This is a genomic window from Pseudomonas koreensis (genome assembly GCF_025447595.1).
GTDB lineage: Bacteria > Pseudomonadota > Gammaproteobacteria > Pseudomonadales > Pseudomonadaceae > Aquipseudomonas > Aquipseudomonas koreensis_H.
Map to the genome: position 1 here is coordinate 111,549 of NZ_JAOEJU010000007.1, position 24,562 is coordinate 136,110.

Here is a 24,562-nt window from a genome sequence, read left to right on the forward strand (position 1 = left end):
AGCACCTCGGCCGAGAGGAACGATCCGAATGAGAGTCTGGGCAGTCGCCAATCAAAAGGGTGGTGTTGGTAAAACCACTTCTTCCATCGCTTTAGCCGGGTTGCTGGCCGAGGCGGGCAAGCGCGTGGTCGTGGTCGATCTCGACCCGCACGGCTCGATGACCAGCTATTTCGGTTACGACCCCGACAGCCTGGAACACAGCAACTACGACCTGTTTCTGCACAAGGGCACGGTGCCGCAAGGCTTGCCGGGTCAATTGCTGTTGTCGACCAGCGATGAACGTATTTCCCTGTTACCGTCGAGCACCGCACTGGCCACCCTCGAGCGCCAGTCACCGGGGCAGAGTGGCCTGGGTCTGGTGATCGCCAAGAGTCTGGCGCAACTGTGGCAGGACTTCGATTACGCGATCATCGATAGCCCGCCGTTGCTCGGCGTGCTGATGGTCAACGCCCTGGCTGCGAGTCAGCAACTGGTGATCCCGGTGCAGACCGAGCATCTGGCCGTCAAAGGTCTGGAGCGCATGGTCAACACCCTGGCGATGATCAACCGCTCACGCAAACAGGCGCTGCCGTTCAGCATCGTGCCGACCCTGTTCGACCGCCGCACCCAGGCGTCGATGGGCACCTTGCGCGTGCTGCGCGACAAATTCCCCGACGAGATCTGGCAGGGTTACATCCCGGTCGATACCCGTCTGCGCGACGCCAGCCGTGCCGGTGTCACCCCTTCGCAGTTCGACGGCAAGAGCCGTGGCGTGCTGGCTTACCGCGCGCTGCTCAAGCATCTGCTGGCGCAGCAACTCGTTCCGCAGGTGGCTTGAGCATGAATCGGCCGATCAAGCTGACGTCGAAGCCGCAACTGGCGTTGCAGTCCTATCTGGACGGCTTGCTGACGGAGGTGACGGACGAGGTCGAGCAGGAAGTCGTAGCGCCGGTCGAGGTGGTCGAGACCGCCGCGGCACTCGATGAATTCCAGGCCGCTGTCCTTGAAGAGCAGGCCCGGGATGCGCAAAAAGCCGCCCGACCGATCGCCCCGGTTGCAGCACCTGCCGCTGTGGTAGCGAAGGCACCGGCGACGTTGATCAAAGAGCCTGAGCCGGTGCGCGTGGTCTCGACTCTGGCACCGCTGCTGCAAACCCAACTTCTGCAAACGCCTCCGGTTCCCGTGGCACCAGAACCTGAAGCGCCTGCGCCAGCCCCGGTCGAACCGACCCTGGTTGCGCCGCTGGTCGAAGTGCATCTACCGCCAAACAATACGCCGCCACCGCTGGAAACCGACGGCCGTCCGGCCTGGGCTTCGGAAGCATTCGAATGCCTGTTGTTCGACGTGGCCGGGTTGACGCTGGCGGTGCCACTGGTGTGCCTCGGCTCGATCTATTCGCTGGCCGGCCATGAGCTGACGCCGCTGTTCGGCCAGCCGGAATGGTTCCTCGGGATTTTGCCGAGCCAGGCCGGCAACCTGAAGGTGCTGGACACCGCACGCTGGGTCATGCCGGATCGCTACCGCGATGACTTCCGTCAGGGCCTGCAATACGTGATTTCGGTGCAGGGTTACGAGTGGGGCCTGGCGGTGCATCAGGTCAGTCGCTCGTTGCGCCTGGACCCGAATGAAATCAAATGGAGAAGTCACCGGGGTCAGCGGCCATGGCTCGCCGGCACGGTGATTGAACACATGTGCGCCTTGCTCGATGTTTCCGCTCTGGCCGAGTTGATCGCCAGCGGTGGGGCAAAGCACATGTCCGGCAGTAAGCCGAACCACAAACCGACATAAAGACAGTACCGGCATTCAAATGCCGGCGAACGAAACACACACCGCCAGGCGCGGTTTTTCGAGGGGCTAGGGTATGAACGACAAGGCTACGGCGGCAAAGGGTTCCGAAGATCCGATCCTGCAATGGGTGACCTTCAAGCTGGACAACGAAACCTACGGCATCAACGTGATGCGCGTTCAGGAAGTCCTGCGCTACACCGAGATCGCTCCGGTGCCGGGTGCGCCAAGCTACGTGCTGGGCATCATCAACCTGCGCGGCAACGTGGTGACCGTGATCGATACCCGTCAGCGCTTCGGCCTGATGAGCGGTGAGATCAGCGACAACACCCGTATTGTCATCATCGAAGCCGACAAGCAAGTCGTGGGCATCATGGTCGACAGCGTGGCCGAAGTGGTTTACCTGCGTCAGTCGGAAATCGAGACCGCACCGAACGTCGGTAACGAAGAGTCGGCCAAGTTCATCCAGGGCGTGTGCAACAAGAACAACGAGTTGCTGATCCTGGTCGAGCTGGACAAGATGATGAGCGAAGAAGAATGGTCGGAACTGGAGAACATCTGATTGATTCTCGAGGTAGCGGTCATTGTCCTGTTCCTGTTCTGGGCAGGCACGCTGGCGATGTTTCTGGCGTACATCAAGGCGCAGCGCGTGATCGCTGCGCAACAGGCCCAGGGCGATGCGCTGCGTGATCAGCGCATCAAGGACCTGGCCAAGCGTGTCGACGATTACCAGAACGGCAACGTGCGCATGGGCGAAGCCCTGCACGAGCTGCGCTCGGTCGTCGGTCCGATCCCGGACAAAATCAGCCAGCTCGAACAGCGGGATCCTTCCAGCCTGTCATTCGCCCAGGCGGCGAAACTGGTGGGGATGGGCGCAAGCGTTGATGAGCTGACTCAGTCCTGCGGGTTGACCCAGGCTGAGGCGGAGTTGATGCGCAAGCTGCACAAGAACTGATTTTTGCGCTCAAGCTGATGGCCTATTCGCGAGCAAGCTCGCTCCCACATTAGATCGGTGTACGCCGAACCAATGTGGGAGCGAGCTTGCTCGCGAAGGCGTCTTTGAAGTCTCAGTAATCGTCGCCGCGTTCGGTGACGTCTTTCTCGACCATCGGTGCATCCGGGTCGTGCCCTTGCGGGAACTTGCCCTTGAGGTTCCAGGCAAACGCGATGATCTCGGCGATCGTGCGGTACAGCTCTTCAGGGATGCTGTCGCCCAGTTCCATCCGCGCCAGCAGTTTCACCAGCTCGGCGTTTTCGTAGATCGGCACTTCACAGTCACGGGCGATCCGCAGGATTTCTTCGGCCAGTGCTTCGTCGCCCTTGGCGGTGAGGGTCGGGGCGTGGCTGCCGTCGTATTTGAGGGCGATGGCCTGGCGTGGAGCGGTGGTGTCATTCATGCGGTTTCGTCGACCCAGCGGTGTTCGAGGCGGGTTTGGATGCCTTGCGGCGGGGTGCCGAGGTGGCAGTCGAGGTCGCCGACATTCAGCCCGGAATCCAGTAGGCGCTGACGCAGGGCGGTCAGGTTGCTTTCGATCAGGCTCGCGGTGTACGGCCGCTCGGCCCACAGCTGACTGGACAGGCTGCCGCTGATCAATTGCGCCTGAATCTGCATCGGCCCCAGCGGTTCCAAGTCGAACGCCAGATCGACGCGCCACAGTTGTTGTTTCGGTTCGCGCTCATCGCGGCGCTGTTCGTTCGCTTCCTGTTTCTCCGGTGCTTCCTCGCGCTGGAACTTGACCTGCAACGGCACGATGTCCTGCATATTGCGCATCGGGATTTCCAGTTGCCAGGTGCTGAGCAGGCGGCCGTCGTCGGTGACGCCGGTCTGTTCGAGACTCGACAGCTGATGGCTTTGCAGGCGCGACACGGCGGCTGCAGCGAGGCGCAGCAAGTGTTCCAGATCGCCTTCACCTTCCAGACTTTGCAGCAGCCGGTCGGGCAGCGGGAAACTGCTCGGCACCGGTTTCGCGCTGACCTGACCGAGCATGCCGAGGGCGTTGCGCACGAAGCTCGGCAATGCCTGAGCCAGGGTGTTGGCGGCAATGATCGCATTCAGGTTGGTGTTGCCGGGCAGGCCGGGGGTGATCTGGGCGATCAGCTTGAGCAGATCGGCTTTCATGTCCGGGGCCAATGTCGGGTTCTGCCCGGTCAGCAGTTTGGTCTCGAGGAACACGCCGCTGTTGGCCAGCGCCTGGGCCAGACCCTTTGGGGTGCTCAGTTGCTGCACGTCAGGAAGGTTGGCGAGCAGTTTGTCCACGGCCGCGCGCAAATCCTGGGACGTCTGATCGGTGGCGGGGGGCAGGCTTTGGAGCATTTTCAACAAGCCGTCGAGCGAGCCCTGACGGCTTTGCTGACTGACCAGTTGCTGGCTGACCGCCAGTTGTTCCTGGCGATTGCTCAGCGGCAGGAACTTCAGGGTCTGCGAATCCTGCACCAGCGCCGACAGCAAGGTGCCGATGCGCAGCGGTTGCGGGCTGTCGATGCTCAGGGTGCTTCCGCTCAACGCGGTATTGAGCAGGCTGACCATCGAGCGATACACCATCGGTTGCCCCGGCACCTGCGGCAAGACCTGAGCCGTCAGCACCTTGCCTTGCAGCAGCGTGCCGACCGGCAGTTGCGCGGTGTCGATGCGGGTGAGGGTGGCGACGCTGCTGGCGATGGCCTGTTGCACGGTGATCGCCAGATTGCCCGCCGACGGCTGGGTGATCGCCAGACTGGTGCCCTGAGGCAATGGCAGATTGCTGGTCGCCTGCACGGTGGTCTGACGGCCGCTGTCCAGCGTCACCTTGAGCAGCAACTCAAAGGTCTGATCCGCCTGCTTGAGCGACAACACCTCGGCCTTGGCACTCTGGCCGGCGGCAATCAGCCCGTCGACCGGCGTCAGCAACTTCAGCAGCTCACCCACCTGCGGGCGAACGGTCGCCGGGGTGGTGGGCGGGAGCGGGAGGATGTTCATTTCGCCTGTCATACGCGGACACAACCTGAGGAAAATGCACTCTGGAGAGAGGATGGCGACATGTATAATGCCGCCCGTCGTTCCAGGAGTGGCGAAAACATTGCAATTGTTTGACGCAGCTCTCTAGATCGAGCCGTCAATGCATCTATGCTGCAACTCTTTAACGGCCGCGCCAGAGCCGACTTGAACCGTATAAGGCCCGTGAACCCTTGACCAGTCCTGTCCTGCAAACCGTTGCCCTCGCGTGTGAACGTGATCTCAGACTGCTCTTCGACAATCTCGAATTGAGACTGGCCAGTGGCGATATGGTGCAGATCAGCGGCCCCAACGGCAGCGGCAAGACCAGCCTGTTGCGTTTGCTGGCCGGTCTGATGCAGCCGACCGACGGTCAGGTGCTGCTCAACGGCAAACCGCTGGGCGAGCAGCGCAGCGAGCTGGCGCGCAATCTGTTGTGGATCGGCCACGCCGCCGGGATCAAGGACTTGCTCACGCCGGAAGAAAACCTCGCCTGGCTTTGCGCCCTGCATCAACCCGCCGAACGCGACGCGATCTGGCAGGCCCTGGCGGCGGTTGGATTGCGTGGTTTCGAGGATGTTCCCTGCCACAGTCTGTCCGCCGGCCAGCAGCGCCGCGTGGCACTGGCGCGGTTGTATCTGGACAGCCCGCCGTTGTGGATTCTCGACGAACCGTTCACTGCGTTGGACAAGCAGGGCGTCGCACAGCTTGAAGAACACCTGGCCGGGCACTGCGAACGGGGAGGGCTGGTGGTGCTGACCACGCACCACACACTGAGCCGGATGCCGGCCGGTTATCGCGACATCGATCTGGGGAACTGGGCAGTATGAGTGTGTTCGGCCTGCTGGTTGCCCGTGAATCCCGACTGCTGTTCCGCCGCCCGGCGGAGCTGGCCAATCCGCTGATTTTCTTCGCCATCGTCATCGCCTTGTTCCCGCTGGCCGTCGGACCGGAAACTCAAGTATTGCAAAACTTGTCCCCGGGGTTAGTCTGGGTGGCGGCACTTTTGTCGGTCCTGCTCTCGCTGGACGGGCTTTTCCGCAGTGATTTCGAAGATGGCTCCCTTGAACAGTGGGTCCTTTCGCCGCACCCCCTGCCACTTCTGGTATTGGCCAAGGTGCTGGCACACTGGCTTTTTTCCGGGCTGGCACTGGTTTTGCTCTCGCCGTTACTGGCGTTGATGCTCGGGTTGCCGGCTGCGTGTCTGCCGGTATTGCTGCTTTCGTTGCTGCTGGGAACACCGGTGCTGAGCTTGCTCGGCGCGGTGGGCGCGGCGCTGACGGTCGGTCTGAAACGCGGTGGCCTGTTGCTGGCGCTGCTGATTCTGCCGTTGTACATCCCGGTGTTGATCCTGGGCAGTGGCGCCTTGCAGGCGGCGTTGCAGGGTATGCCGGCGATTGGTTATCTGTTGTGGCTTGGTAGCCTGACCGCCCTGGCAATAACCCTGACACCCTTTGCAATAGCTGCTGGCCTGAAGATCAGCGTCGGCGAATAATGAGGTCTGGTTAAAATTTAACCAGCAAAGACCCTGAGACTGCTCACACCGATGAGCGGCACCCGTGATGGAAACAGTATGAACTGGACCTGGTTTCACAAGCTCGGCTCGCCCAAGTGGTTCTACGGCATCAGCAGCAAGTTTCTGCCGTGGTTGAGCATCGCAGCGTTGTTGCTGATCTCCGTTGGCGTCATCTGGGGCCTGGCCTTCGCGCCGCCGGACTATCAGCAAGGCAACAGCTTTCGCATCATCTACATCCATGTACCCGCCGCGATGCTCGCTCAGTCGATCTACGTGATGCTGGCGGTGTGCGGCGTGGTCGGTCTGGTGTGGAAGATGAAACTGGCCGACGTCGCCCTGCAATGCGCTGCACCGATCGGCGCTTGGATGACCGCCGTGGCGCTGGTCACCGGGGCAATCTGGGGCAAGCCGACCTGGGGTTCGTGGTGGGTCTGGGACGCGCGGCTGACCTCGATGCTGATTCTGCTGTTCCTGTATTTCGGCGTGATTGCGCTGGGCAACGCCATCAGCAACCGCGACAGCGCTGCCAAGGCCTGCGCGGTGCTGGCCATCGTCGGTGTGATCAACATTCCGATCATCAAATACTCGGTGGAGTGGTGGAACACCCTGCACCAGGGCGCGACTTTCACCCTCACCGAAAAACCGGCGATGCCCGTCGAGATGTGGCTGCCGCTGCTGCTGACGGTGCTGGGTTTCTACTGTTTCTTCGGCGCCGTACTGTTGCTGCGCATGCGCCTTGAAGTGCTCAAGCGCGAAGCCCGCGCCAGTTGGGTCAAAGAAGAAGTGCAGAACAGCCTGGAGGCCGCTCGATGAGTTTCGCGTCATTCGGCGACTTCCTCGCCATGGGCCATCACGGCCTGTATGTCTGGTCGGCCTACGGCATCTGTCTGGCGGTACTGATCCTCAACGTGGCGGCGCCGATCGCGGCCCGCAAGCGTTATCTGCAACAAGAGGCGCGTCGTCTGCGCCGGGAGAACGGCAAGTGAATCCGCTGCGTAAAAAGCGTCTGATCATCATCCTGGCAATTCTGGTAGGGGTCGGCGCTGCCGTCGGCCTGGCCCTGAGCGCCCTGCAGCAGAACATCAACCTGTTTTACACCCCGACCCAGATCGCCAACGGCGAAGCGCCGCAGGACACCCGCATCCGCGCCGGCGGCATGGTCGAGAAGGGCTCGCTGCAACGCTCCACGGATTCGCTGGACGTCAAATTTGTGGTCACTGACTTCAACAAGTCCGTGACCATCACCTATCGTGGCATCCTGCCGGACCTGTTCCGCGAAGGGCAGGGCATCGTGGCGCTCGGCAAGCTCAACGCCGATGGCGTGGTGGTCGCCGATGAAGTGCTGGCCAAGCACGACGAGAAATACATGCCGCCGGAAGTGACCAAAGCCCTGAAGGACAGCGGTCAATCCGCGCCAACCCCTGCGAAGGAGGGTTGATCGATGACATCCACCATATTCATTCCCGAGCTCGGCCATCTGGCCATGATCCTCGCGCTGTGTTTTGCGCTGGTACAGGCCGTGGTGCCGTTGCTTGGCGCCTGGCGCGGCGACCGTCTATGGATGGGCCTGGCGCAGCCGGCGGCGTGGGGGCAGTTCGCGTTCCTGCTGTTCGCCTTCGGTTGCCTGACCTATGCGTTCATGACCGACGACTTCTCCGTGGCTTACGTCGCGATGAACTCCAACAGCGCGTTGCCGTGGTACTACAAGTTCAGCGCGGTGTGGGGCGCCCACGAAGGGTCGCTGCTGCTGTGGGCGTTGATCCTCGGTGGCTGGACCTTCGCGGTGTCGGTGTTCTCCCGGCAGTTGCCGCAAGTGATGCTCGCTCGCGTGTTGGCAGTGATGGGCATGATCAGCACCGGTTTTCTGCTGTTCCTGATTCTGACCTCCAACCCGTTTTCGCGGATCCTGCCGCAAATCCCGGCCGACGGTCGTGACCTCAATCCGTTGCTGCAGGACATCGGCCTGATCGTCCATCCGCCGATGCTCTACATGGGCTACGTCGGTTTCTCGGTGGCGTTCGCGTTCGCCATCGCCGCGTTGCTCGGTGGTCGTCTCGATGCCGCGTGGGCACGCTGGTCGCGTCCGTGGACCATCGTCGCCTGGGCCTTCCTCGGCATCGGCATCACCCTCGGTTCGTGGTGGGCCTACTACGAGCTCGGCTGGGGCGGCTGGTGGTTCTGGGACCCGGTGGAAAACGCCTCCTTCATGCCTTGGCTGGTGGGCACGGCGCTGATTCACTCGCTGGCAGTCACCGAGAAACGTGGCGTGTTCAAGAGCTGGACGGTGTTGCTGGCGATTGCCGCGTTCTCCCTGAGCCTGCTCGGTACTTTCCTGGTGCGTTCCGGTGTGCTGACCTCGGTGCACGCGTTTGCCTCGGATCCCGAGCGTGGCGTGTTCATCCTGATCTTCCTGCTGTTCGTGGTCGGTGGTTCGCTGACCCTGTTTGCCTTGCGCGCCCCGGTGGTCAAGAGCCAGGTCGGCTTCAACCTGTGGTCACGAGAAACCCTGCTGCTGGGCAACAACCTGGTGCTGGTGGTGGCGGCGTCGATGATCCTGCTCGGCACGCTGTATCCGCTGATTCTCGATGCGATCAGCGGCGCCAAGCTGTCGGTCGGCCCGCCGTACTTCAACGCGCTGTTCATTCCGTTGATGGCGCTGCTGATGCTGGTGATGGCGGTCGGCGTGATCGTGCGATGGAAAGACACCCCGGTGAAATGGCTGGTCAGCATGCTGACCCCGGTGCTGCTGGGCAGCGTTGCGCTGGCAGTGGTGGCCGGTGTCGCCTACGGCGATTTCAACTGGGCGGTGATCGCGACGTTCCTGCTCGCGGCCTGGGTATTGCTGGCCGGTGTGCGCGACATCTTCGACAAGGCTCGCCACAAAGGCCTGATCAAAGGCCTGCCGACCCTGACCCGCAGTTACTGGGGCATGCAGATCGCCCACCTCGGTATCGCCGTCTGCGCGCTGGGCGTGGTGTTGTCGAGCCAGAACAGTGCCGAACGCGACCTGCGCCTGGCGCCGGGCGAGTCGATGGACCTGGCCGGTTATCAGTTCGTGTTTGAAGGCGCCAAGCATTTCGAAGGCCCGAACTTCACCTCCGACAAGGGCACCGTCCGGGTGATCCGCAACGGTCAGGAAGTCAGCGTGCTGCACCCGGAAAAACGTCTGTACACCGTACAGAACTCGGTGATGACCGAGGCGGGGATCGACGCCGGTTTCACCCGCGACCTCTACGTCGCCTTGGGCGAACCGCTGGGCGATGGCGCCTGGGCGGTGCGGGTCCACGTCAAACCGTTCGTGCGCTGGATCTGGTTCGGCGGCCTGCTGACCGGTTTCGGTGGTCTGCTGGCGGCGCTGGATCGGCGTTATCGAGTAAAGGTCAAAGCCAAGGTGCGTGAAGCGCTGGGCATGGAAGGAGCCGCTGCATGAGACGTTGGTTGATGCTGGTGCCATTGGCGATTTTCCTGCTGGTGGCCGTATTCCTTTATCGCGGTCTGTACCTGGATCCGGCGGAGTTGCCGTCGGCGATGATCAACAAGCCGTTCCCGGAGTTTTCCCTGCCAGTGGTGCAGGGCGACAAGACCCTGACCCGCGCTGACATTCTCGGCAAACCGGCACTGGTCAACGTCTGGGGCACCTGGTGCATTTCCTGCCGGGTCGAGCACCCGGTGTTGAACAAACTCGCCGAGCGCGGCGTGGTGATCTACGGCATCAACTACAAGGACACCAACGCCGATGCGTTGAAGTGGCTGGCCGAGTTCCACAACCCGTATCAACTGGACATCCGCGACGACGAAGGCTCGCTGGGCCTGAACCTTGGGGTGTACGGCGCGCCGGAAACCTTCTTCATTGACGCCAAGGGCATCATCCGCGACAAATACGTCGGCGTGATCGACGAGCAGGTCTGGCGCGAAAAACTGGCGGCCAAATATCAGGCGCTGGTCGATGAGGCCAAGCCATGAAGCGCTTTTTAGCTGCCATGGTACTGGGCTTGAGCCTGGCCGGCGTGGCCCACGCGGCCATCGACACCTACGAGTTTGCCAAAGAAGGCGATCGCGAGCGTTTTCGCGAGCTGACCAAGGAACTGCGCTGCCCAAAATGCCAGAACCAGGACATCGCCGACTCCAATGCACCGATTGCCGCCGACCTGCGTAAAGAGATTTTCCGCATGCTCGGCGAGGGCAAGGACAATCAGCAGATCATCGACTTCATGGTCGATCGCTACGGTGATTTCGTCCGCTACAAACCGGCGCTCAATGCCAAGACCGCGTTGCTCTGGTTCGGTCCGGCCGGCCTGTTGCTGGGCGGTTTTGTCGTGATCGCGGTGATCGTCCGCCGCCGTCGCGGGCAACGCGCCGAGACGCCGCAATCGCTGTCCCCTGAAGAGCGTCAGCGCCTCGACCAACTGTTGGATAAAAACCAAGAATGATTGATTTCTGGCTTGCCGCAGGGCTGTTGCTTCTGGTCGCCCTGAGTTTTCTGCTGATCCCCGTCCTGCGTGAACGTCGCGCCCAGCGTGAAGAGGATCGAACCGCTCTCAACGTCGCCCTGTATCAGGAACGCGTCGCCGAACTGCAATCGCAGCAGGCCGAAGGCGTACTCGATGCTGCGCAAATGGATAGCGGCCGTGCCGAAGCGGCCCGTGAATTGCTGGCCGATACCGAAGGTGTGGCGCCGGTGCGAGTTTCGCGTCTGGGCAAGCCGTTGCCATTGCTGGCGGCCGTGCTGGTGCCGGTACTGGGCCTGGGTCTGTATCTGCACTTTGGCGCGAGCGACAAGGTCGAACTGACCCGCGAGTTCGCCCAGGCGCCGCAGTCGATGGAAGAGATGACCCAGCGTCTGGAACGCGCAGTCGCGGCGCAACCGGATTCGGCTGAAGGCGTGTATTTCCTCGGTCGCACCTACATGGCTCAGGATCGTCCGGCGGACGCGGCGAAGATGTTCGAGCGCGCCGTCAATCTCGCCGGTCGACAGCCGGAACTGCTTGGCCAGTGGGCGCAGGCCCAGTACTTTGCCGACAACAAAAAATGGTCGGACAAGGTTCAGGCCCTGACCGACGAAGCACTGAAAGCCGATCCGAAAGAAGTCACCAGTCTCGGCCTGTTGGGCATCGCCGCGTTCGAAGGCGAGCGCTATCAGGAAGCCATCGACTACTGGAACCGTCTGCTGGCGCAATTGCCGCCGCAGGACAAATCCCGCGAGGCCCTGCAGGGCGGCATCACCCGCGCAACCGAGAAACTGCAAGCCAGCGGCGGCAAGGTCGCCCAGGCACCGGCGGCGAAAGCGGCGGCATTGTTGAAAGTGCGTGTGGATCTGGCCAGTGAACTCAAAGCCAAGGTGCAACCGGGCGACAGCGTGTTCATTTTTGCCCGCGCCACTTCGGGCCCGCCGGCACCGCTGGCAGCCAAGCGCCTGACTGTCGCCGATCTGCCGGTGACCGTCGAACTGGGCGATGCCGACGCGATGATGCCGCAATTGAAACTGTCGAACTTCCCCGAAGTCCAACTGGTTGCGCGCATCTCCCGTGCCGGTCAGCCGACCGCCGGAGAGTGGGTCGGTCGCAGCCGGCCTCTGGCCAGCAGCACCACCGCGCCGCAGACACTGACCATCGACAGCCCGGACAAATAACCGGGAAACCACAGGAAACGCACCGCCATGAACGCCATCGCCCGAATCACAGTCCTCACACTGGCCCTGGGCTTGAGCGCATGTGCGGTGCAACGACCGGAACCGACGACGCGGCTGCCGCCGATCCCGCCGTCACAACCCAGCCCGACCCCGTCGACCACCCCGACGCCGAGCAAACCGGGCATCCCGGCCAAACCCGCCAAACCGGTCCCGCGCACCTCCGCCAGCTTCGCCCCACCACCGGGCGGCAACAGCCACTGGGACCAGAAACTGGGCGTGTACGTGCTCGACGACCAGACCAACACCTTCTACCGCCAGCGCACCTACTACCGCTGGAACAACGGCTGGAGCCGCTCGATCAGCCCCAACGGCCCGTGGGAAGAAACCAACATCCACGGCGTACCGGCGGGACTGGGCAAGCAGTTCGGGGAGTAATAAAAAACGGCGATCTTTGGATCGCCGTTTTGCTGTGTGGGGTGAAGAAGAGGGCAAGCCACATCAGAAAATCTCTCAAGGGGCGGGGTACAAGACGCATGCATCATATAAAGCAGTGAAAGAAGAATGCCTCACTCGTATCCTGTCCTTAACGCCTGAGCCTGCTCTGCGAGAAGCGCCATTGCCTGCTCGCTGGCGGTGGTGCGCCGGGTCTTATAGTCCATCAGATCGGCAAAACGCACACGTCGGTGCTTGCCTGTTTTGTGGTAGGACAACTCGCCGCTTTCCAGCAGTTTTATGAGGTGTGGACGTGAGACGTTGAGCAGGTCGGCGGCTTCCTGGGTCGTCAATTCGGCATGCACCGGTACGACCTGCACCGCGTTGCCGGCTGCCAGCTCCGCCAGAATGTCGATCAGCAAGCGCAGGGCCGAGGTGGGCAGTTCGACGCGATGAGCTTCGTTCTGCTCGTCGAAAATCTGGATGTGCTGGGTCTCGAAGTGGGTCGCAAGGTAAGCGGCCAGGGCACGCTGCCCTTCAATGGCGGCTTTTACTTCGCGTTCAACAGGGAGGCTGATGGAGGGATGAATAACGGTCGACATGGCGAGTCCGGCTTTGGAAATGAGGAGTGCCGGAACGTTATTCGAAATAAGCGAAAATCGCAATAAACGAAACGGGTGTGGGTTTTATGGTTTTTTCGCCAACAACCCCTGCACATATTCAACGAACGCCCGCGCCTTGACACTGGCCAGCCTGCCCGTCGGAAACACCGCCCACAATTCCTGCTTCGGCAAGGTCCAGTCGTTCATGACCGCCTTGACCGCACTGCTGGCCAGTTCCGGCGCGAACATCCATTCCGAGCCCAGCGCCAGGCCTTGGTGGGCCAGCACCGCCTCGCGCAAACCTTCGGCAGCGCTGACGCGCAGGCGGCCGTTGACGGTCACCGACTGTTCTTCATCAGCCTTGGTGAAATGCCAGGTGGCTCCACCGCCACGGTTGTAGATGACCGCGCGGTGTAGGGTCAGGTCGGCAGGGCAGTCGGGTTCACCGTGACTGGCGAAGTACGCTGGAGTACCCAGCACAACGCGCCGGCATTCGGCGATCTTGCGGACCGTCAGGCCAGAGTCACTGAGCGGGCCCAGGCGCAGGGCGATGTCGATGCCTTCTTCCACCAGATTGATGTTCTGATCGTCGAGCAACAGGTCGACATTGAGTTGCGGGTGCTGATCGAGGAACGGTCCCAGGTGCGGCACCACGTGCATCCGTCCAAAGGTCACGGCGGTGCTGACCCGCAGATTGCCGCTCAGGCCGCCGGCCACGCCACGGGCAGCGTTGTCGGCCTCGTCGGCTTCTTCGAGCGCACGCTTGGCCCGCTCGAAAAACGCCAGCCCGGCCTCGGTCGGCGTCAGGCCCCGGGTCGAGCGCAACAGCAGGCGCACGGCGAGGCGGGTTTCGAGTTGGGCAATGGTTTTCGACACGGCGGGCTGGCCGACATTCAACCGCCGGGCAGCGGCGGAAAACGAGCCGGTTTCCACGACGTAGACGAAGGTTTCCATGGCGACGAGGCGGTCCATCAGCGGTCCTTGTAAAAAAGAGAGGGGTCAGCGGCAGCGAAAGCCTGATCACGCCTGAGTTTAATCGGGCCCGGGGACAGTGCATCAATCACATGCTGCAAAACAACCGAACGTCGTGCTGCGAATTTCTGTGCTTGAGTAAAGATAACTCTAGAGTTACTTTTGTTGAGCCGAAGCAAGGAGGCGGTTGGTGCAGAGCAGGTTATTGATCAAGGAGCTGGAGGAGGCAGGCTGGACGCTGGACCGGATAACCGGCAGCCACCACATCTTCACGCACCGTTACAACCCATACACGATTCCCGTCCCTCATCCGAAAAAGGATTTACCGGTCGGGACGGTCAAGAGCATCAGGAGGCGTGCCGGGTTGTACAACCCGCCAGCCAGTTACAGAGGAGATCCGTAATGCAATACCCAATCTGCATCGAGTGGGGTGACGAGAACACCGCCATCGGGATTCAGATCCCTGACATTCCCGGCGCGGTAACGGCCGGGGATACGTTTGAGGAAGCCTACAACGCCGCCGTCGAGATTGCCCACATCATGCTGCAGGAGATCGCGGCGGATGGTGATTCGATTCCGATGCCGACCTCGGCGGCGACCCATCGCAACAACCCGGAATTTGCCGACATGGGCTGGGGCATGCTCGAGCTGGACATCTCGCTTTACATGGGCAAGACCGAAAAGGTCAATGTGACGTTGCCCGGCTATGTCATCCAGCGGATCGACCGCTACGTGCGTGAGCACAACGTCAAAAGCCGCTCTTCCTTTCTGGCGGATGCCGCCATGGAGAAGCTGGTCCGGCATTGAGCCTCGAGCACTGTCGGATCAGCGATCCGACAGGGCTTTTCAGAGTCTAGGCCGTTGCCAGAACAGGCTTCTGCGAAGCACTCAAAAAACGCACCAGCGCCAGCAGCGGGAACGCGCTGCCAACGATCACGATCCACAACCAGCCGCCATGCTCGTACACCGCACTAGCCACCGACGAGCCGAAGGCGCCGCCGACGAAGATGCTGGTCATGTACAGCGCGTTGAGGCGGCCGCGGCTTTTGGCGTCGAGGGAGTAGACCGCGCGCTGGCCGAGCACCATGTTCATCTGTACGCAGAAGTCGAGCACCACACCGGTCACGGCCAGGCCGATCACGCTGTAGGCCGGGTGGATGAAGGCGGGCAGGAAGCTCAGGCTGGCGAACAGCATGGCCAGCAGCGAGGCGATGCGGGTGTGGCCGGCGTCGGCCAGGCGTCCGCTGATCGGGGCGGCGATGGCACCGATGGCGCCGACCAGGGCGAAGATCGCGATTTCACTTTGGGACAGGCCATGGTTGCGCGCCAGTTCCAGCGGCACGGCAGTCCAGAACAGGCTGAAGGTGGCGAACATGCAGGCCTGGTAAAACGCGCGCTGACGCAGCACCGGTTGTTTGCGCAGCAGCGTCCACAACGAACCCAGCAACTGGCCGTAAGAGGCACTGTGATCCGGCTGGCGCTTGGGCACGGTCAACGCCAGCACCACGCTGATCGCCGCCATCAAGGCTGCGGCGATCATGAACATCGCCCGCCAGCCTAGATGGTCGGCGACCACGCTCGACACCGGCCGCGCCAGCAGAATCCCCAGCAGCAAACCGCCCATGATCCCGCCGACCACCCGGCCACGGGATTCCTCCGGCGCCAGGTGCGCCGCCAATGGAATCAGCACCTGCACCGACACCGAGCTGAAACCCACCAGCAACGAGATCAGCAGGAACACATTCGGTTGATCGGTAAACGCCGCGCCGAGCAGGCTGGCAATCGCCACCACGGTGGTGACGATCATCAGGCGGCGGTTTTCCAGCAGGTCCGCTAGCGGCACCAGGAAGAACAGGCCCAGCGCATAGCCGATCTGGGTCAGCGAAACGATGAAGCTGGCCATGGTGTCGGTCAGGCCGATGTCCGGCGCGATCAGGCCGATGATCGGCTGGGCGTAGTAGATGTTGGCAACGATGGCGCCGCAGCAGAAAGCGAACAGCAGCACCATGCCTCGGGTCATTGCGTGAGTTGTGGCGGTCATAGGGTTTCTCGATCCAGCGAAAAGGAATGCGGTGAGGCTAAGGGACGGGCCGAGCCGGCAGTAGAGGCTTCTGATCGATATCAGTTATTCCGTTGCGGAATAGGTGGCGCCGAACAATCCATTGTTCATCGGCGAACCTTGCGTCCGACCGTTGAGTGGCGATGATACATTCACTTACATCTTGTTCGATAGCGTGCTTATGTTATGAGCGGGTTTCAGCGTTCATCAACGGAGGATTGCGATGTTTCGTCAGTTGCTTCGCCACACCACAACCATTGCCCTGATCAGTCTGCTCGGCGCCACTGCCGCACAGGCCGCCGAAGCGCCCGGCATGCGCATGGGGGTGCGCGGCGAGATCACCGGGGTCAGCCCCGACTCGCTCAAGGTTCACGTCAACACGGGTGAAAACGTGGTGGTCCAGTTGACCCCGGACACCAAGGTCCGCGCGGTCACCCTGGCCAATATCGAAGACATCAAACCCGGCAGCTACATCGGCTCGGCCGCCATTCCCCAGGAGGATGGCACGCTCAAGGCGTTGGAGGTTCATGTGTTCCCGCCGGAGTTGGCGGGTAGCGGCGATGGCCATCGGCCGTTCGACCTGGCCAAGGGCAGCAGCATGACCAACGGCAGCGTCGGCGATCTGGTGGTCAGCAACGGCCGGGTGCTGACCGTCAACTACAAGGGCGGCCAGCAGAAGATCCTGGTGCCGGAGGATGTGCCGATCGTCAACCTGACGCCGGGTGATCGCAGCCTGCTCAAAGTCGGGGTGAAGATCGTTACCTTCGTGACCCAGAGCGCGGACGGCACGCTGACCGCGCAATCGATCTCGGCGGGCAAGGATGGCGTCAAACCGCCCATGTAGCCGCCCACAAAAAAGGCGACCTCTTCAGGTCGCCTTTTTCATTTCAGCTCAAGCCTTACTGGCCCGAGTAGATCTGGTCGAAGATCCCGCCATCGTTGAAGTGGGTCTTCTGCACGGTGCGCCAGTCGCCGAAGGTTTTCTCGACCGACAGGAAGTCGACTTTCGGGAAGCGGTCGGTGTACTTGGCCAATACCGCCGGGTCACGGGGACGCAGGTAGTTGGCGGCGGCGATTTCCTGACCTTCCGGCGACCACAGGAACTTCAGGTATTCCTCGGCAGCGGCGCGGGAGCCTTTCTTCTCGACCACTTTGTCGACCACCGACACCGGTGGCTCGGCTTCAGCGGAGACACTTGGGTAGATGACTTCGAACTGGTCGCGGCCGAACTCGCGGGCGATCATTTCAGCTTCGTTTTCGAAGGTCACCAGCACGTCACCGATCTGGTTGGTCATGAACGTGGTGGTGGCGGCGCGGCCACCGGTATCCAGCACCGGCGCCTGCTTGAACAACTTGCCGACGAAGTCTTTCGCCTTGTTCTCGTCACCGCCGTTTTTCAGCACGTAGCCCCAGGCCGACAGGTAGGTGTAGCGGCCGTTGCCCGAGGTTTTCGGGTTCGGCACGATCACTTGCACGCCGTCCTTGAGCAGGTCAGGCCAGTCTTTCAGGGCTTTCGGGTTGCCCTTGCGGACGATGAACACGGTGGCCGAGGTGAATGGCGCGCTGTTGTTCGGCAGGCGGGTGACCCAGTCCTTCGGCACCAGTTGGCCGTTGTCGGCCAGGGCGTTGATGTCGGTGGCCATGTTCATGGTGATGACGTCAGCCGGTAAACCGTCGATGACCGAGCGAGCCTGTTTGCTCGAACCACCGAAAGACATCTGTACGGTGATGTTTTCGTTGTGCTCGGCCTGCCAGTGTTTCTGGAACGCAGTGTTGTAGTCCTTGTAGAAATCGCGCATCACGTCGTAGGAAACGTTGAGCAGGGTCGGTGCGGCTTGAGCCACGCTGCCGAAGGCAAGACCTGCGGCGAGAAGTGAGGCGCCAAAGAGTTTTTTCACTGCGCATTCCTTGTTCTGTAGGGGTGTTTTTTACAAAGGTGAGGCCATTTGCCAGCGACTATAGCGGGGCACGCATAGTCGTTTAAAGATTAAAAAGAACTTTGCTTATTCCATTTTCTTGAACAGCGCATTGCCGCAACGGGAGCAGAACGATGCTTCGTGTTCATGGCTGCTTTTCTTGCACACGGGGCAGTCGTGTTGCAGCTGACCGCCGCGCATGGCGGTGGCCAGTTCAGCGGTGAAAATCCCGGTCGGCACGGCGATGATCGAATAACCGGTGACCATCACCAGCGACGAAATCACCTGGCCCAGCACGGTCCTCGGCACGATGTCGCCGTAACCCACGGTGGTCAGGGTCACGATAGCCCAATAGATGCCTTTGGGAATGCTGGTGAAGCCATGCTCCGGGCCTTCGACCACGTACATCAAAGTGCCGAAAACCGTGACCAGAGTGCAGACGCTGAGCAGGAACACGAGGATCTTCTGCTTGCTCCCGCGCAGGGCGTCGAGCAGGTAATGCGCTTGCTTCAGATAAGGGCCGAGTTTGAGTACACGGAAGATCCGCAGCATCCGGATCACCCGGATGATCAGCAGGTACTGGGCATCGCTGTAATACAGCGCGAGGATGCCCGGCACGATCGCCAGCAAGTCCACCAGCCCGTAAAAGCTGAAGGCGTAGCGCAGCGGCTTGGGCGAGCAGTACAGGCGCAGCAAATACTCGCCGAGGAAGATGATCGTGAAGCCCCATTCGATGTACGCCAGCACATTGGCGTAGTTCTGGTGGACTTCATCGATGCTGTCGAGGATCACGATCACCAGACTGGCGAGAATGATCAGCAGCAGGGTCTTGTCGAAACGGCGGCCCGCCACCGTGTCGGTCTGGAAAATGATCACGTATAGGCGATCACGCCACGTGTTGTTGCCGTTCATGCACATTGCTCTGGCGGTAAATCAGCGCAGCCTAGGTTGATTCTCCCCGTTAGCGCAAGGCGCGACGTTGATCTCCGGTTGGCGCATCAGGCGAATGCCGGTGCGCAGCAACCAGCAGGCGAGAATGAACGGTGCCGTGAGAGTCGCAAGACCCAGGGCACTGAACAGCGGCGTCAGCAGCAGCGCCAGGCCGATGCCGAACAGCGGCAACCACGGTTGCTGGCGTTGCGCGCTGAAGGCGAGGGCGGCGAGGACGGCGTTGTAACCCCCCAGACCCAGCAGCGCGACCTGGCTGTCGTGGTGCAACAGGCTGGAACCCAGACCGATTACAGAAGCCAGCAGCGCCCAGGCAAAGGCCCGGCGATCGGCGATCAGCAAACCGGTGGCGATCAATCCACCGGCCAACGGATGGTCGAGGAACATCACCTGACCGAAGCCTTTCAGGGCGGCACCGAGCAGGTTCACGGTATTCAGTTCAAGCGCCGGAGCGGGCGTCGAAGGCTCGGCGAAACACAGGAACACCCAGCTCAGCAGCACGAACGGCGCGGTGTAGGCGGGCAGGTACTCGGTGAGGCGTGCGCGTTTGAGCCACTGCTGCGTGATCATCGCGCTCAGGCCACCGGCCGCCAGAATCAGCGGCGGCAGCATCGGCGACCAGGGGAAATACAGGCTCAGCAACAGGCCGACCAGCACGCCGTTGTAGCTGAACAGTCCGGCCTGGCGATCCGCCTTCGCGTAGTTGCGCCGTTGCGCGGTGAGCAATCCGGCGACCGCGCCGAGCAGCGCGCCGGCGAACAGCACCGGCGCGGTGAATAAAATGGCCAGAAGGCACAGGAGCCCACACAGCGGATGACGCTGGAGGAAGATTTGACTGAAGCCGTTGAGCAACGCTTCGGCCCAGTCAGGGCAGTGGGTGTTGAAATGATTGGCAGGCATGGCAGTTCTGAATGTCAGTGAAACCGAGTCGCCTGCTTCGCCAGCAGGCTGGCTCCCACATTGAATCTTTGTTCAGTCATTGAGTTTGTGGTGCACACAAATCAACTGTGGGAGCGAGCCTGCTCGCGAAGAGGCCGGTGAGGCGTTAAATCAATGTTTCGATCCGCAGCGAATTAGTCGACCCCGGCTGCCCGAACGGCACACCCGCGGTGATCAGCAACGTATCGCCACGCTCGGCCATTCCTTGAGCCTGAGCGATTTCCAGCGCGGTCGAGCACACTTCATCCACCTGACGCAGGCGATCATTGACCACCGAGTGAATGCCCCACGCCACACTCAAGCGTCGAGCGGTCTGCAGGTTCGGCGTCAGGTTGAGGATCGGCGCCTTCGGCCGCTCCCGCGCCGCACGCAGACTCGATGCGCCGGACTCGCTGTAGTTGACCAGCACCGCCACCGGCAGCACGTTGCTGATCCGGCGGATCGCGCAGCTGATCGCATCGGACACGGTCGCTTCGGCTTTCGGCCGGCTGACGTCGAGTTGGGTCTGGTAGTCCGGGCCGTTCTCCACCTGGCGAATGATCTTGCTCATCATCTGCACGGCTTCCAGCGGGTATTCGCCGGACGCGGTTTCTGCCGACAGCATCACTGCATCGGCGCCTTCGGCCACGGCGTTGGCAACGTCAGTGACTTCGGCGCGGGTCGGCGCCGGGGAGAAGCGCATCGACTCGAGCATCTGCGTCGCCACCACCACCGGTTTGCCGAGCTGACGGCAGGTGGTGATGATGTTTTTCTGGATCTGCGGCACGCTCTCGGCCGGTACTTCCACGCCCAGGTCGCCGCGGGCAACCATGATTGCGTCGCTCAGTTCGGCGATCTCGCGCAGTTGCTCGACGGCCGACGGCTTCTCGATTTTCGCCATCAGGAATGCCTTGTCGCCGATGAGTTCGCGAGCCTCGATGATGTCTTGCGGACGCTGCACGAACGACAGCGCGACCCAGTCCACACCCAGTTCCAGACCGAAGCTCAGGTCGCGACGATCCTTGGTGGTCAGAGGGCTCAGGTCGAGCACCGCTTGCGGCACGTTCACGCCTTTGCGATCCGACAGCTCGCCGCCGTTGAGCACGGTGGTGTCGATCGCGTCGGAGTATTTGGTGACGACCCGCAGACGCAGTTTGCCGTCATCCAGCAGCAAATCCATCCCGGCTTCCAGCGCGGCGATGATCTCCGGGTGCGGCAGGTTCACACGGCGTTCGTCGCCCGGCGTGGCGTCCAGATCGAGGCGGAAGGCCTGACCGCGATGCAACTGAACCTTGCCGTCCGCGAACTTGCCGACCCGCAGTTTCGGCCCTTGCAGGTCCATCAGGATGCCGAGCGGGTAGTTGAGCTGGCGCTCGACTTCGCGGATCCACTGATAGCGCTTGGCGTGGTCGGCGTGATCGCCGTGGCTGAAGTTGAGTCGGAAGATATTGACCCCGGCCTCGACCAGCTCGCGGATGTCTTCGATGCCGTCGACGGCAGGCCCGAGGGTGGCGAGGATTTTGACCTTTTTATCAGGCGTCATGATTTAGAGCTCTCGAGGATCAGGATGGCGCGGAAGTCGTTGACGTTGGTGCGGGTCGGCTCGGTGACGATCAGCGCATCGAGCGCCGCGAAGTAGCCGTAGCCGTTGTTGTTATCCAGCTCGTCGCTGGCGCTGAGGCCCAGGGCGGCGGCGCGGGCGTAGCTGTCCGGGGTCATGATCGCGCCGGCGTTGTCTTCCGAGCCGTCGATGCCGTCGGTGTCACCGGCCAGCGCATAGACGCCGGGCTGGCCCTTGAGGCTGTCGGTGAGGCTGAGAAGGAATTCGGCGTTGCGCCCGCCGCGGCCATTGCCGCGCACGGTCACCGTGGTTTCGCCGCCGGAGAGAATCACGCACGGCGCCGCCAGCGGCTGGCCGTGATGAATGATCTGGCGCGCGATGCCGGCGTGGACTTTCGCCACTTCACGGGATTCGCCTTCCAGGTCGCCGAGGATCAGCGTGCTGAAACCGGCCTGACGGCATTTCACCGCTGCCGCATCCAGCGATTGTTGAGGGCGGGCGATCAACTGGAAGTGACTGCGGGCCAGGCTCGGATCGCCGGGTTTGACGGTCTCCGATTCCGGGCTTTGCAGCCAGGTGCGCACGGAGGCCGGAATCTCGATGCCGTAACGCTTGATGATCGCCAGTGCTTCGGCGCTGGTGCTCGGGTCGGCCACGGTCGGACCGGAGGCGATGACCGTGGCGAGGTCGCCCGGTACATCGGAAATCGCGTAGGTATAAACAGTCGCCGGCCAGCAGGCTTTGCCCAGGCGTCCGCCCTTGATCGCCGAGAGGTGCTTGCGCACGCAGTTCATCTCGCCGATGGTCGCGCCGGATTTGAGCAGGGCTTTGTTGATCGATTGTTTGTCGGCCAGGGTGATGCCTTCGGCCGGCAGCGCCAGCAGGGCAGAGCCGCCGCCGGACAACAGGAAGATCACGCGGTCGTCTTCGGTCAGGTTGCTGACCAGTTCCAGCACGCGTTTGGCCACGGCCAGACCGGCAGCGTCCGGCACCGGGTGCGCGGCTTCGACCACTTCGATTTTTTCGCACGGGGCGCCGTGACCGTAGCGGGTCACCACAAGGCCCGAGACTTCACCTTCCCAGCAGCGCTCGACCACTTGCGCCATGGCAGCGGCAGCCTTGCCGGCGCCGATGACGATCACGCGACCTGTGCGATCGGCGGGCAGATGCGCTTCGAGGACCTGGTTCGGATGGGCCGCGTCGATGGCTGTGGCAAACAGCTCGCGCAGCAGTTGTTGCGGATCGACCGACATGGCGGGCTCCCGGAATTCTTGTTATTCGAAAGGGCGATACAGGTCCTGTGGGAGCGAGCTTGCTCGCGAAAGCGGTGGGTCAGTCAATGTCCATGTCGACTGACAGACCCTCTTCGCGAGCAAGCTCGCTCCCACAGGTTTCAAGCGGCGCAGCAGGGGCTTACTTCTTGTCGCGAATCGAGAAGTTGGCCATGTGTTCCAGGCCCTTGATCAGCGCCGAGTGGTCCCAGTTGCTGCCACCGATGGCCGCGCAGGTGCTGAACACTTGCTGGGCGTTGGCGGTGTTCGGCAGGTTGATGTTCAGTTCCTTGGCGCCTTGCAGGGCCAGGTTCAGGTCCTTCTGGTGCAGGCTGATGCGGAAGCCCGGATCGAAGGTGCCTTTGATCATGCGCTCGCCGTGCACTTCGAGGATCTTCGAAGAGGCGAAACCGCCCATCAGCGCTTCACGCACCTTGGCTGGATCGGCACCGTTTTTCGAAGCGAACAGCAGGGCTTCGGCGACAGCCTGAATGTTCAGGGCAACGATGATCTGGTTCGCGACCTTGGCGGTCTGACCGTCGCCATTGCCGCCGACCAGGGTGATGTTCTTGCCCATGGCCTGGAACAGCGGCAGTGCGCGTTCGAAGGCATCGGCGTCGCCACCGACCATGATGCTCAGGGTCGCGGCCTTGGCGCCGACTTCACCACCGGACACCGGGGCGTCGAGGTATTGCGCGCCTTTCTCGTTGATCTTCGCGGCGAAAGCCTTGGTGGCGGTCGGCGAGATCGAGCTCATGTCGATCACCACCTTGCCTTTGCCGATGCCGGCAGCGACGCCGTCGGCGCGGAACAGCACGTCATCGACCTGCGGGGTATCCGGCACCATGACGATGATGAATTCAGCTTCCTGCGCCACTTCGCGCGGGTTGGCCAGAGCGACGGCGCCAGCGGCGACCAGGTCGGCAGGGGCAGCGTCGTGGTGCGCCGACAGGAACAGGCTGTGACCGGCTTTCTGCAGGTTCGCCGCCATTGGGTGGCCCATGATGCCGGTGCCGATGAATCCGATTTTAGCCATGAGAAAATCCTCTTGTTTTTGTCTTGCTCAAGCAAATAGGGGAGTGCTTTTTTTGTGGGAGCGAGCTTGCTCGCGATGGGGCTATGACATTCAACAGCGATGTCGACTGTCCCTCCGCTATCGCGAGCAAGCTCGCTCCCACAGGGATCTGAATCAGATTGCGTTATGGGTCTTCAGCCAGCCGAGACCCGCTTCAGTGGTGGTCAGCGGTTTGTATTCGCAGCCGACCCAGCCCTGATAACCGATGCGATCGAGGTGTTCGAACAGGAAGCGGTAGTTGATCTCGCCAGTGCCCGGCTCGTTGCGGCCCGGGTTGTCGGCCAGCTGCACATGGTTGATCTCGGCCAGGTGCGATTGCAGGGTGCGGGCCAGATCGCCTTCCATGATTTGCATGTGATAGATGTCGTATTGCAGGAACAGGTTGGCGCTGCCGACCTGCTCGCGAATCGACAGGGCCTGCGCCGTGTTGTTCAGGTAGAAGCCCGGGATGTCGCGGGTGTTGATCGCTTCCATCACCAGTTTGATGCCGACGGCTTGCAGCTTGTCGGCGGCGTACTTGAGGTTGGCGACGAAGGTCTTTTCAACAGTGGCATCGTCCACGCCCTGCGGACGGATACCGGCCAGGCAGTTGACCTGGGTGTTGCCCAGAACCTGTGCGTAAGCGATGGCCAGATCGACCCCGGCGCGGAACTCTTCGACCCGGTCCGGCAGGCACGCGATACCGCGCTCGCCCTTGGCCCAGTCACCGGCCGGCAGGTTGAACAGCACTTGGGTCAGACCGTTGGCGTCGAGTTTGGCCTTGATTTCGGCGGAGCTGAAATCGTACGGGAACAGGTACTCGACACCGCTGAAGCCAGCCTTGGCGGCGGCGTCGAAACGGGCAAGGAAATCCTGTTCGGTGAACAGCATGGACAGGTTGGCTGCGAAACGCGGCATGGTGGTCTCCCGTAAATTTGTGCAGGCCCTT

Annotated in this window: 29 protein-coding genes; 17 read left to right on the forward strand and 12 right to left on the reverse strand. The window is 62.0% G+C overall.

Features of this window, described 5'->3' with window-relative positions; translation table 11 throughout:
• The first annotated feature begins 28 nt into the window (after positions 1-28).
• The 4 genes from N8H71_RS11725 (at position 29) to N8H71_RS11740 (ending at position 2,719) form a co-directional block, all read left to right on the forward strand.
• Positions 29-817 carry a ParA family protein gene (locus N8H71_RS11725; RefSeq protein ID WP_262194109.1) on the forward strand — a complete coding sequence of 263 codons (789 nt, stop codon included), beginning with the start codon at positions 29-31 and terminating at the stop codon, positions 815-817.
• 2 nt (positions 818-819) lie between these two features.
• Complete coding sequence (locus N8H71_RS11730) at positions 820-1,767, forward strand: CheW domain-containing protein (RefSeq protein WP_262194110.1); 948 nt, start codon at positions 820-822, stop codon at positions 1,765-1,767.
• 73 nt (positions 1,768-1,840) lie between these two features.
• Positions 1,841-2,326: a chemotaxis protein CheW gene (locus N8H71_RS11735; RefSeq protein WP_007959223.1), complete on the forward strand. Its 486-nt coding sequence runs from the start codon at positions 1,841-1,843 to the stop codon at positions 2,324-2,326.
• Positions 2,327-2,719: a DUF2802 domain-containing protein gene (locus N8H71_RS11740; RefSeq protein WP_085699425.1), complete on the forward strand. Its 393-nt coding sequence runs from the start codon at positions 2,327-2,329 to the stop codon at positions 2,717-2,719. It abuts the gene before it with no gap.
• Positions 2,720-2,831: 112 nt separating this feature from the next.
• Here N8H71_RS11740 and N8H71_RS11745 read toward each other — a convergent pair whose 3' ends face one another.
• Both N8H71_RS11745 and N8H71_RS11750 read right to left on the reverse strand, forming a co-directional pair.
• Complete coding sequence (locus tag N8H71_RS11745; RefSeq protein ID WP_262194112.1) at positions 2,832-3,161, reverse strand: EscU/YscU/HrcU family type III secretion system export apparatus switch protein; 330 nt, start codon at positions 3,159-3,161, stop codon at positions 2,832-2,834.
• Complete coding sequence (locus N8H71_RS11750; protein ID WP_262194113.1) at positions 3,158-4,732, reverse strand: flagellar hook-length control protein FliK; 1,575 nt, start codon at positions 4,730-4,732, stop codon at positions 3,158-3,160. Before N8H71_RS11750 ends, N8H71_RS11745 begins: the two co-directional genes overlap by 4 nt.
• A gap of 197 nt (positions 4,733-4,929) precedes the next feature.
• Here N8H71_RS11750 and ccmA point away from each other — a divergent pair, with 197 nt between their 5' ends.
• From ccmA to N8H71_RS11800, 10 genes are all read left to right on the forward strand, one after another.
• Positions 4,930-5,565 carry a cytochrome c biogenesis heme-transporting ATPase CcmA gene (gene ccmA, locus N8H71_RS11755; protein ID WP_007959232.1) on the forward strand — a complete coding sequence of 212 codons (636 nt, stop codon included), beginning with the start codon at positions 4,930-4,932 and terminating at the stop codon, positions 5,563-5,565.
• A complete protein-coding gene (gene ccmB, locus N8H71_RS11760) occupies positions 5,562-6,230 on the forward strand; it encodes a heme exporter protein CcmB (protein ID WP_007959235.1) in 669 nt (222 codons plus the stop codon). Before ccmA ends, ccmB begins: the two co-directional genes overlap by 4 nt.
• Before the next feature lie 78 nt (positions 6,231-6,308).
• Positions 6,309-7,064 (forward strand): heme ABC transporter permease, encoded by a 756-nt coding sequence (locus tag N8H71_RS11765; protein ID WP_115077018.1) that lies wholly within the window; start codon positions 6,309-6,311, stop codon positions 7,062-7,064.
• Entirely contained in the window at positions 7,061-7,237 is a 177-nt protein-coding gene (gene ccmD / locus N8H71_RS11770; protein ID WP_011333085.1) for a heme exporter protein CcmD, read from the forward strand. The genes N8H71_RS11765 and ccmD overlap by 4 nt, the downstream gene beginning before the upstream one ends.
• Positions 7,234-7,689 (forward strand): cytochrome c maturation protein CcmE, encoded by a 456-nt coding sequence (ccmE, locus tag N8H71_RS11775; protein ID WP_011333086.1) that lies wholly within the window; start codon positions 7,234-7,236, stop codon positions 7,687-7,689. Before ccmD ends, ccmE begins: the two co-directional genes overlap by 4 nt.
• 3 nt (positions 7,690-7,692) lie before the next feature.
• Positions 7,693-9,681 (forward strand): heme lyase CcmF/NrfE family subunit, encoded by a 1,989-nt coding sequence (locus tag N8H71_RS11780; RefSeq protein WP_262194114.1) that lies wholly within the window; start codon positions 7,693-7,695, stop codon positions 9,679-9,681.
• On the forward strand, positions 9,678-10,214 hold the full coding sequence (locus N8H71_RS11785) for a DsbE family thiol:disulfide interchange protein (RefSeq protein WP_262194115.1): 537 nt from the start codon (positions 9,678-9,680) through the stop codon (positions 10,212-10,214). Before N8H71_RS11780 ends, N8H71_RS11785 begins: the two co-directional genes overlap by 4 nt.
• Positions 10,211-10,681, forward strand: coding sequence for a cytochrome c-type biogenesis protein (locus tag N8H71_RS11790; protein ID WP_011333089.1), 471 nt, complete (start codon positions 10,211-10,213; stop codon positions 10,679-10,681). Before N8H71_RS11785 ends, N8H71_RS11790 begins: the two co-directional genes overlap by 4 nt.
• Positions 10,678-11,880 carry a c-type cytochrome biogenesis protein CcmI gene (ccmI, locus tag N8H71_RS11795; protein ID WP_262194116.1) on the forward strand — a complete coding sequence of 401 codons (1,203 nt, stop codon included), beginning with the start codon at positions 10,678-10,680 and terminating at the stop codon, positions 11,878-11,880. The genes N8H71_RS11790 and ccmI overlap by 4 nt, the downstream gene beginning before the upstream one ends.
• A 27-nt stretch (positions 11,881-11,907) precedes the next feature.
• Positions 11,908-12,315 (forward strand): hypothetical protein, encoded by a 408-nt coding sequence (locus N8H71_RS11800; protein WP_085605822.1) that lies wholly within the window; start codon positions 11,908-11,910, stop codon positions 12,313-12,315.
• A gap of 131 nt (positions 12,316-12,446) precedes the next feature.
• Here N8H71_RS11800 and N8H71_RS11805 read toward each other — a convergent pair whose 3' ends face one another.
• Positions 12,447-12,914, reverse strand: a complete 468-nt coding sequence (locus N8H71_RS11805; RefSeq protein WP_007959254.1) for a helix-turn-helix domain-containing protein — start codon at positions 12,912-12,914, stop codon at positions 12,447-12,449.
• Positions 12,915-12,998: 84 nt separating this feature from the next.
• Positions 12,999-13,886 (reverse strand): LysR family transcriptional regulator, encoded by an 888-nt coding sequence (locus N8H71_RS11810; RefSeq protein ID WP_262194118.1) that lies wholly within the window; start codon positions 13,884-13,886, stop codon positions 12,999-13,001.
• Between the two features lie 190 nt (positions 13,887-14,076).
• Between N8H71_RS11810 and N8H71_RS11815 the strand changes: the two genes are divergently transcribed.
• The gene (locus N8H71_RS11815) at positions 14,077-14,289 is read left to right on the forward strand and encodes a type II toxin-antitoxin system HicA family toxin (protein WP_085611511.1); all 213 of its coding nucleotides are present in this window, start codon (positions 14,077-14,079) and stop codon (positions 14,287-14,289) included.
• Positions 14,289-14,693: a type II toxin-antitoxin system HicB family antitoxin gene (locus N8H71_RS11820; RefSeq protein ID WP_262194119.1), complete on the forward strand. Its 405-nt coding sequence runs from the start codon at positions 14,289-14,291 to the stop codon at positions 14,691-14,693. The genes N8H71_RS11815 and N8H71_RS11820 overlap by 1 nt, the downstream gene beginning before the upstream one ends.
• Before the next feature lie 46 nt (positions 14,694-14,739).
• Here N8H71_RS11820 and N8H71_RS11825 read toward each other — a convergent pair whose 3' ends face one another.
• Positions 14,740-15,927, reverse strand: coding sequence for an MFS transporter (locus N8H71_RS11825; RefSeq protein ID WP_262194121.1), 1,188 nt, complete (start codon positions 15,925-15,927; stop codon positions 14,740-14,742).
• 241 nt (positions 15,928-16,168) lie between these two features.
• Between N8H71_RS11825 and N8H71_RS11830 the strand changes: the two genes are divergently transcribed.
• Positions 16,169-16,789 carry a DUF5666 domain-containing protein gene (locus N8H71_RS11830; RefSeq protein ID WP_179692232.1) on the forward strand — a complete coding sequence of 207 codons (621 nt, stop codon included), beginning with the start codon at positions 16,169-16,171 and terminating at the stop codon, positions 16,787-16,789.
• Positions 16,790-16,844: 55 nt separating this feature from the next.
• On the opposite strand, the gene N8H71_RS11835 is transcribed toward N8H71_RS11830, so the two are convergent.
• The 7 genes from N8H71_RS11835 to hyi form a co-directional block, all read right to left on the reverse strand.
• Positions 16,845-17,843, reverse strand: a complete 999-nt coding sequence (locus tag N8H71_RS11835) for a sulfate ABC transporter substrate-binding protein (RefSeq protein WP_085747093.1) — start codon at positions 17,841-17,843, stop codon at positions 16,845-16,847.
• A gap of 105 nt (positions 17,844-17,948) precedes the next feature.
• Complete coding sequence (locus N8H71_RS11840) at positions 17,949-18,773, reverse strand: ion transporter (RefSeq protein WP_262194122.1); 825 nt, start codon at positions 18,771-18,773, stop codon at positions 17,949-17,951.
• Between the two features lie 21 nt (positions 18,774-18,794).
• A complete protein-coding gene (locus N8H71_RS11845) occupies positions 18,795-19,709 on the reverse strand; it encodes an urea transporter (protein ID WP_262194123.1) in 915 nt (304 codons plus the stop codon).
• Between the two features lie 145 nt (positions 19,710-19,854).
• Positions 19,855-21,270 carry a pyruvate kinase gene (gene pyk, locus N8H71_RS11850; RefSeq protein WP_085710519.1) on the reverse strand — a complete coding sequence of 472 codons (1,416 nt, stop codon included), beginning with the start codon at positions 21,268-21,270 and terminating at the stop codon, positions 19,855-19,857.
• The gene (locus N8H71_RS11855; protein WP_114881924.1) at positions 21,267-22,541 is read right to left on the reverse strand and encodes a glycerate kinase type-2 family protein; all 1,275 of its coding nucleotides are present in this window, start codon (positions 22,539-22,541) and stop codon (positions 21,267-21,269) included. Before N8H71_RS11855 ends, pyk begins: the two co-directional genes overlap by 4 nt.
• A gap of 160 nt (positions 22,542-22,701) precedes the next feature.
• The gene (locus N8H71_RS11860; RefSeq protein ID WP_064594449.1) at positions 22,702-23,595 is read right to left on the reverse strand and encodes a 2-hydroxy-3-oxopropionate reductase; all 894 of its coding nucleotides are present in this window, start codon (positions 23,593-23,595) and stop codon (positions 22,702-22,704) included.
• A gap of 153 nt (positions 23,596-23,748) precedes the next feature.
• Positions 23,749-24,531 (reverse strand): hydroxypyruvate isomerase, encoded by a 783-nt coding sequence (hyi, locus tag N8H71_RS11865; protein WP_007959286.1) that lies wholly within the window; start codon positions 24,529-24,531, stop codon positions 23,749-23,751.
• Positions 24,532-24,562 lie beyond the last annotated feature (31 nt).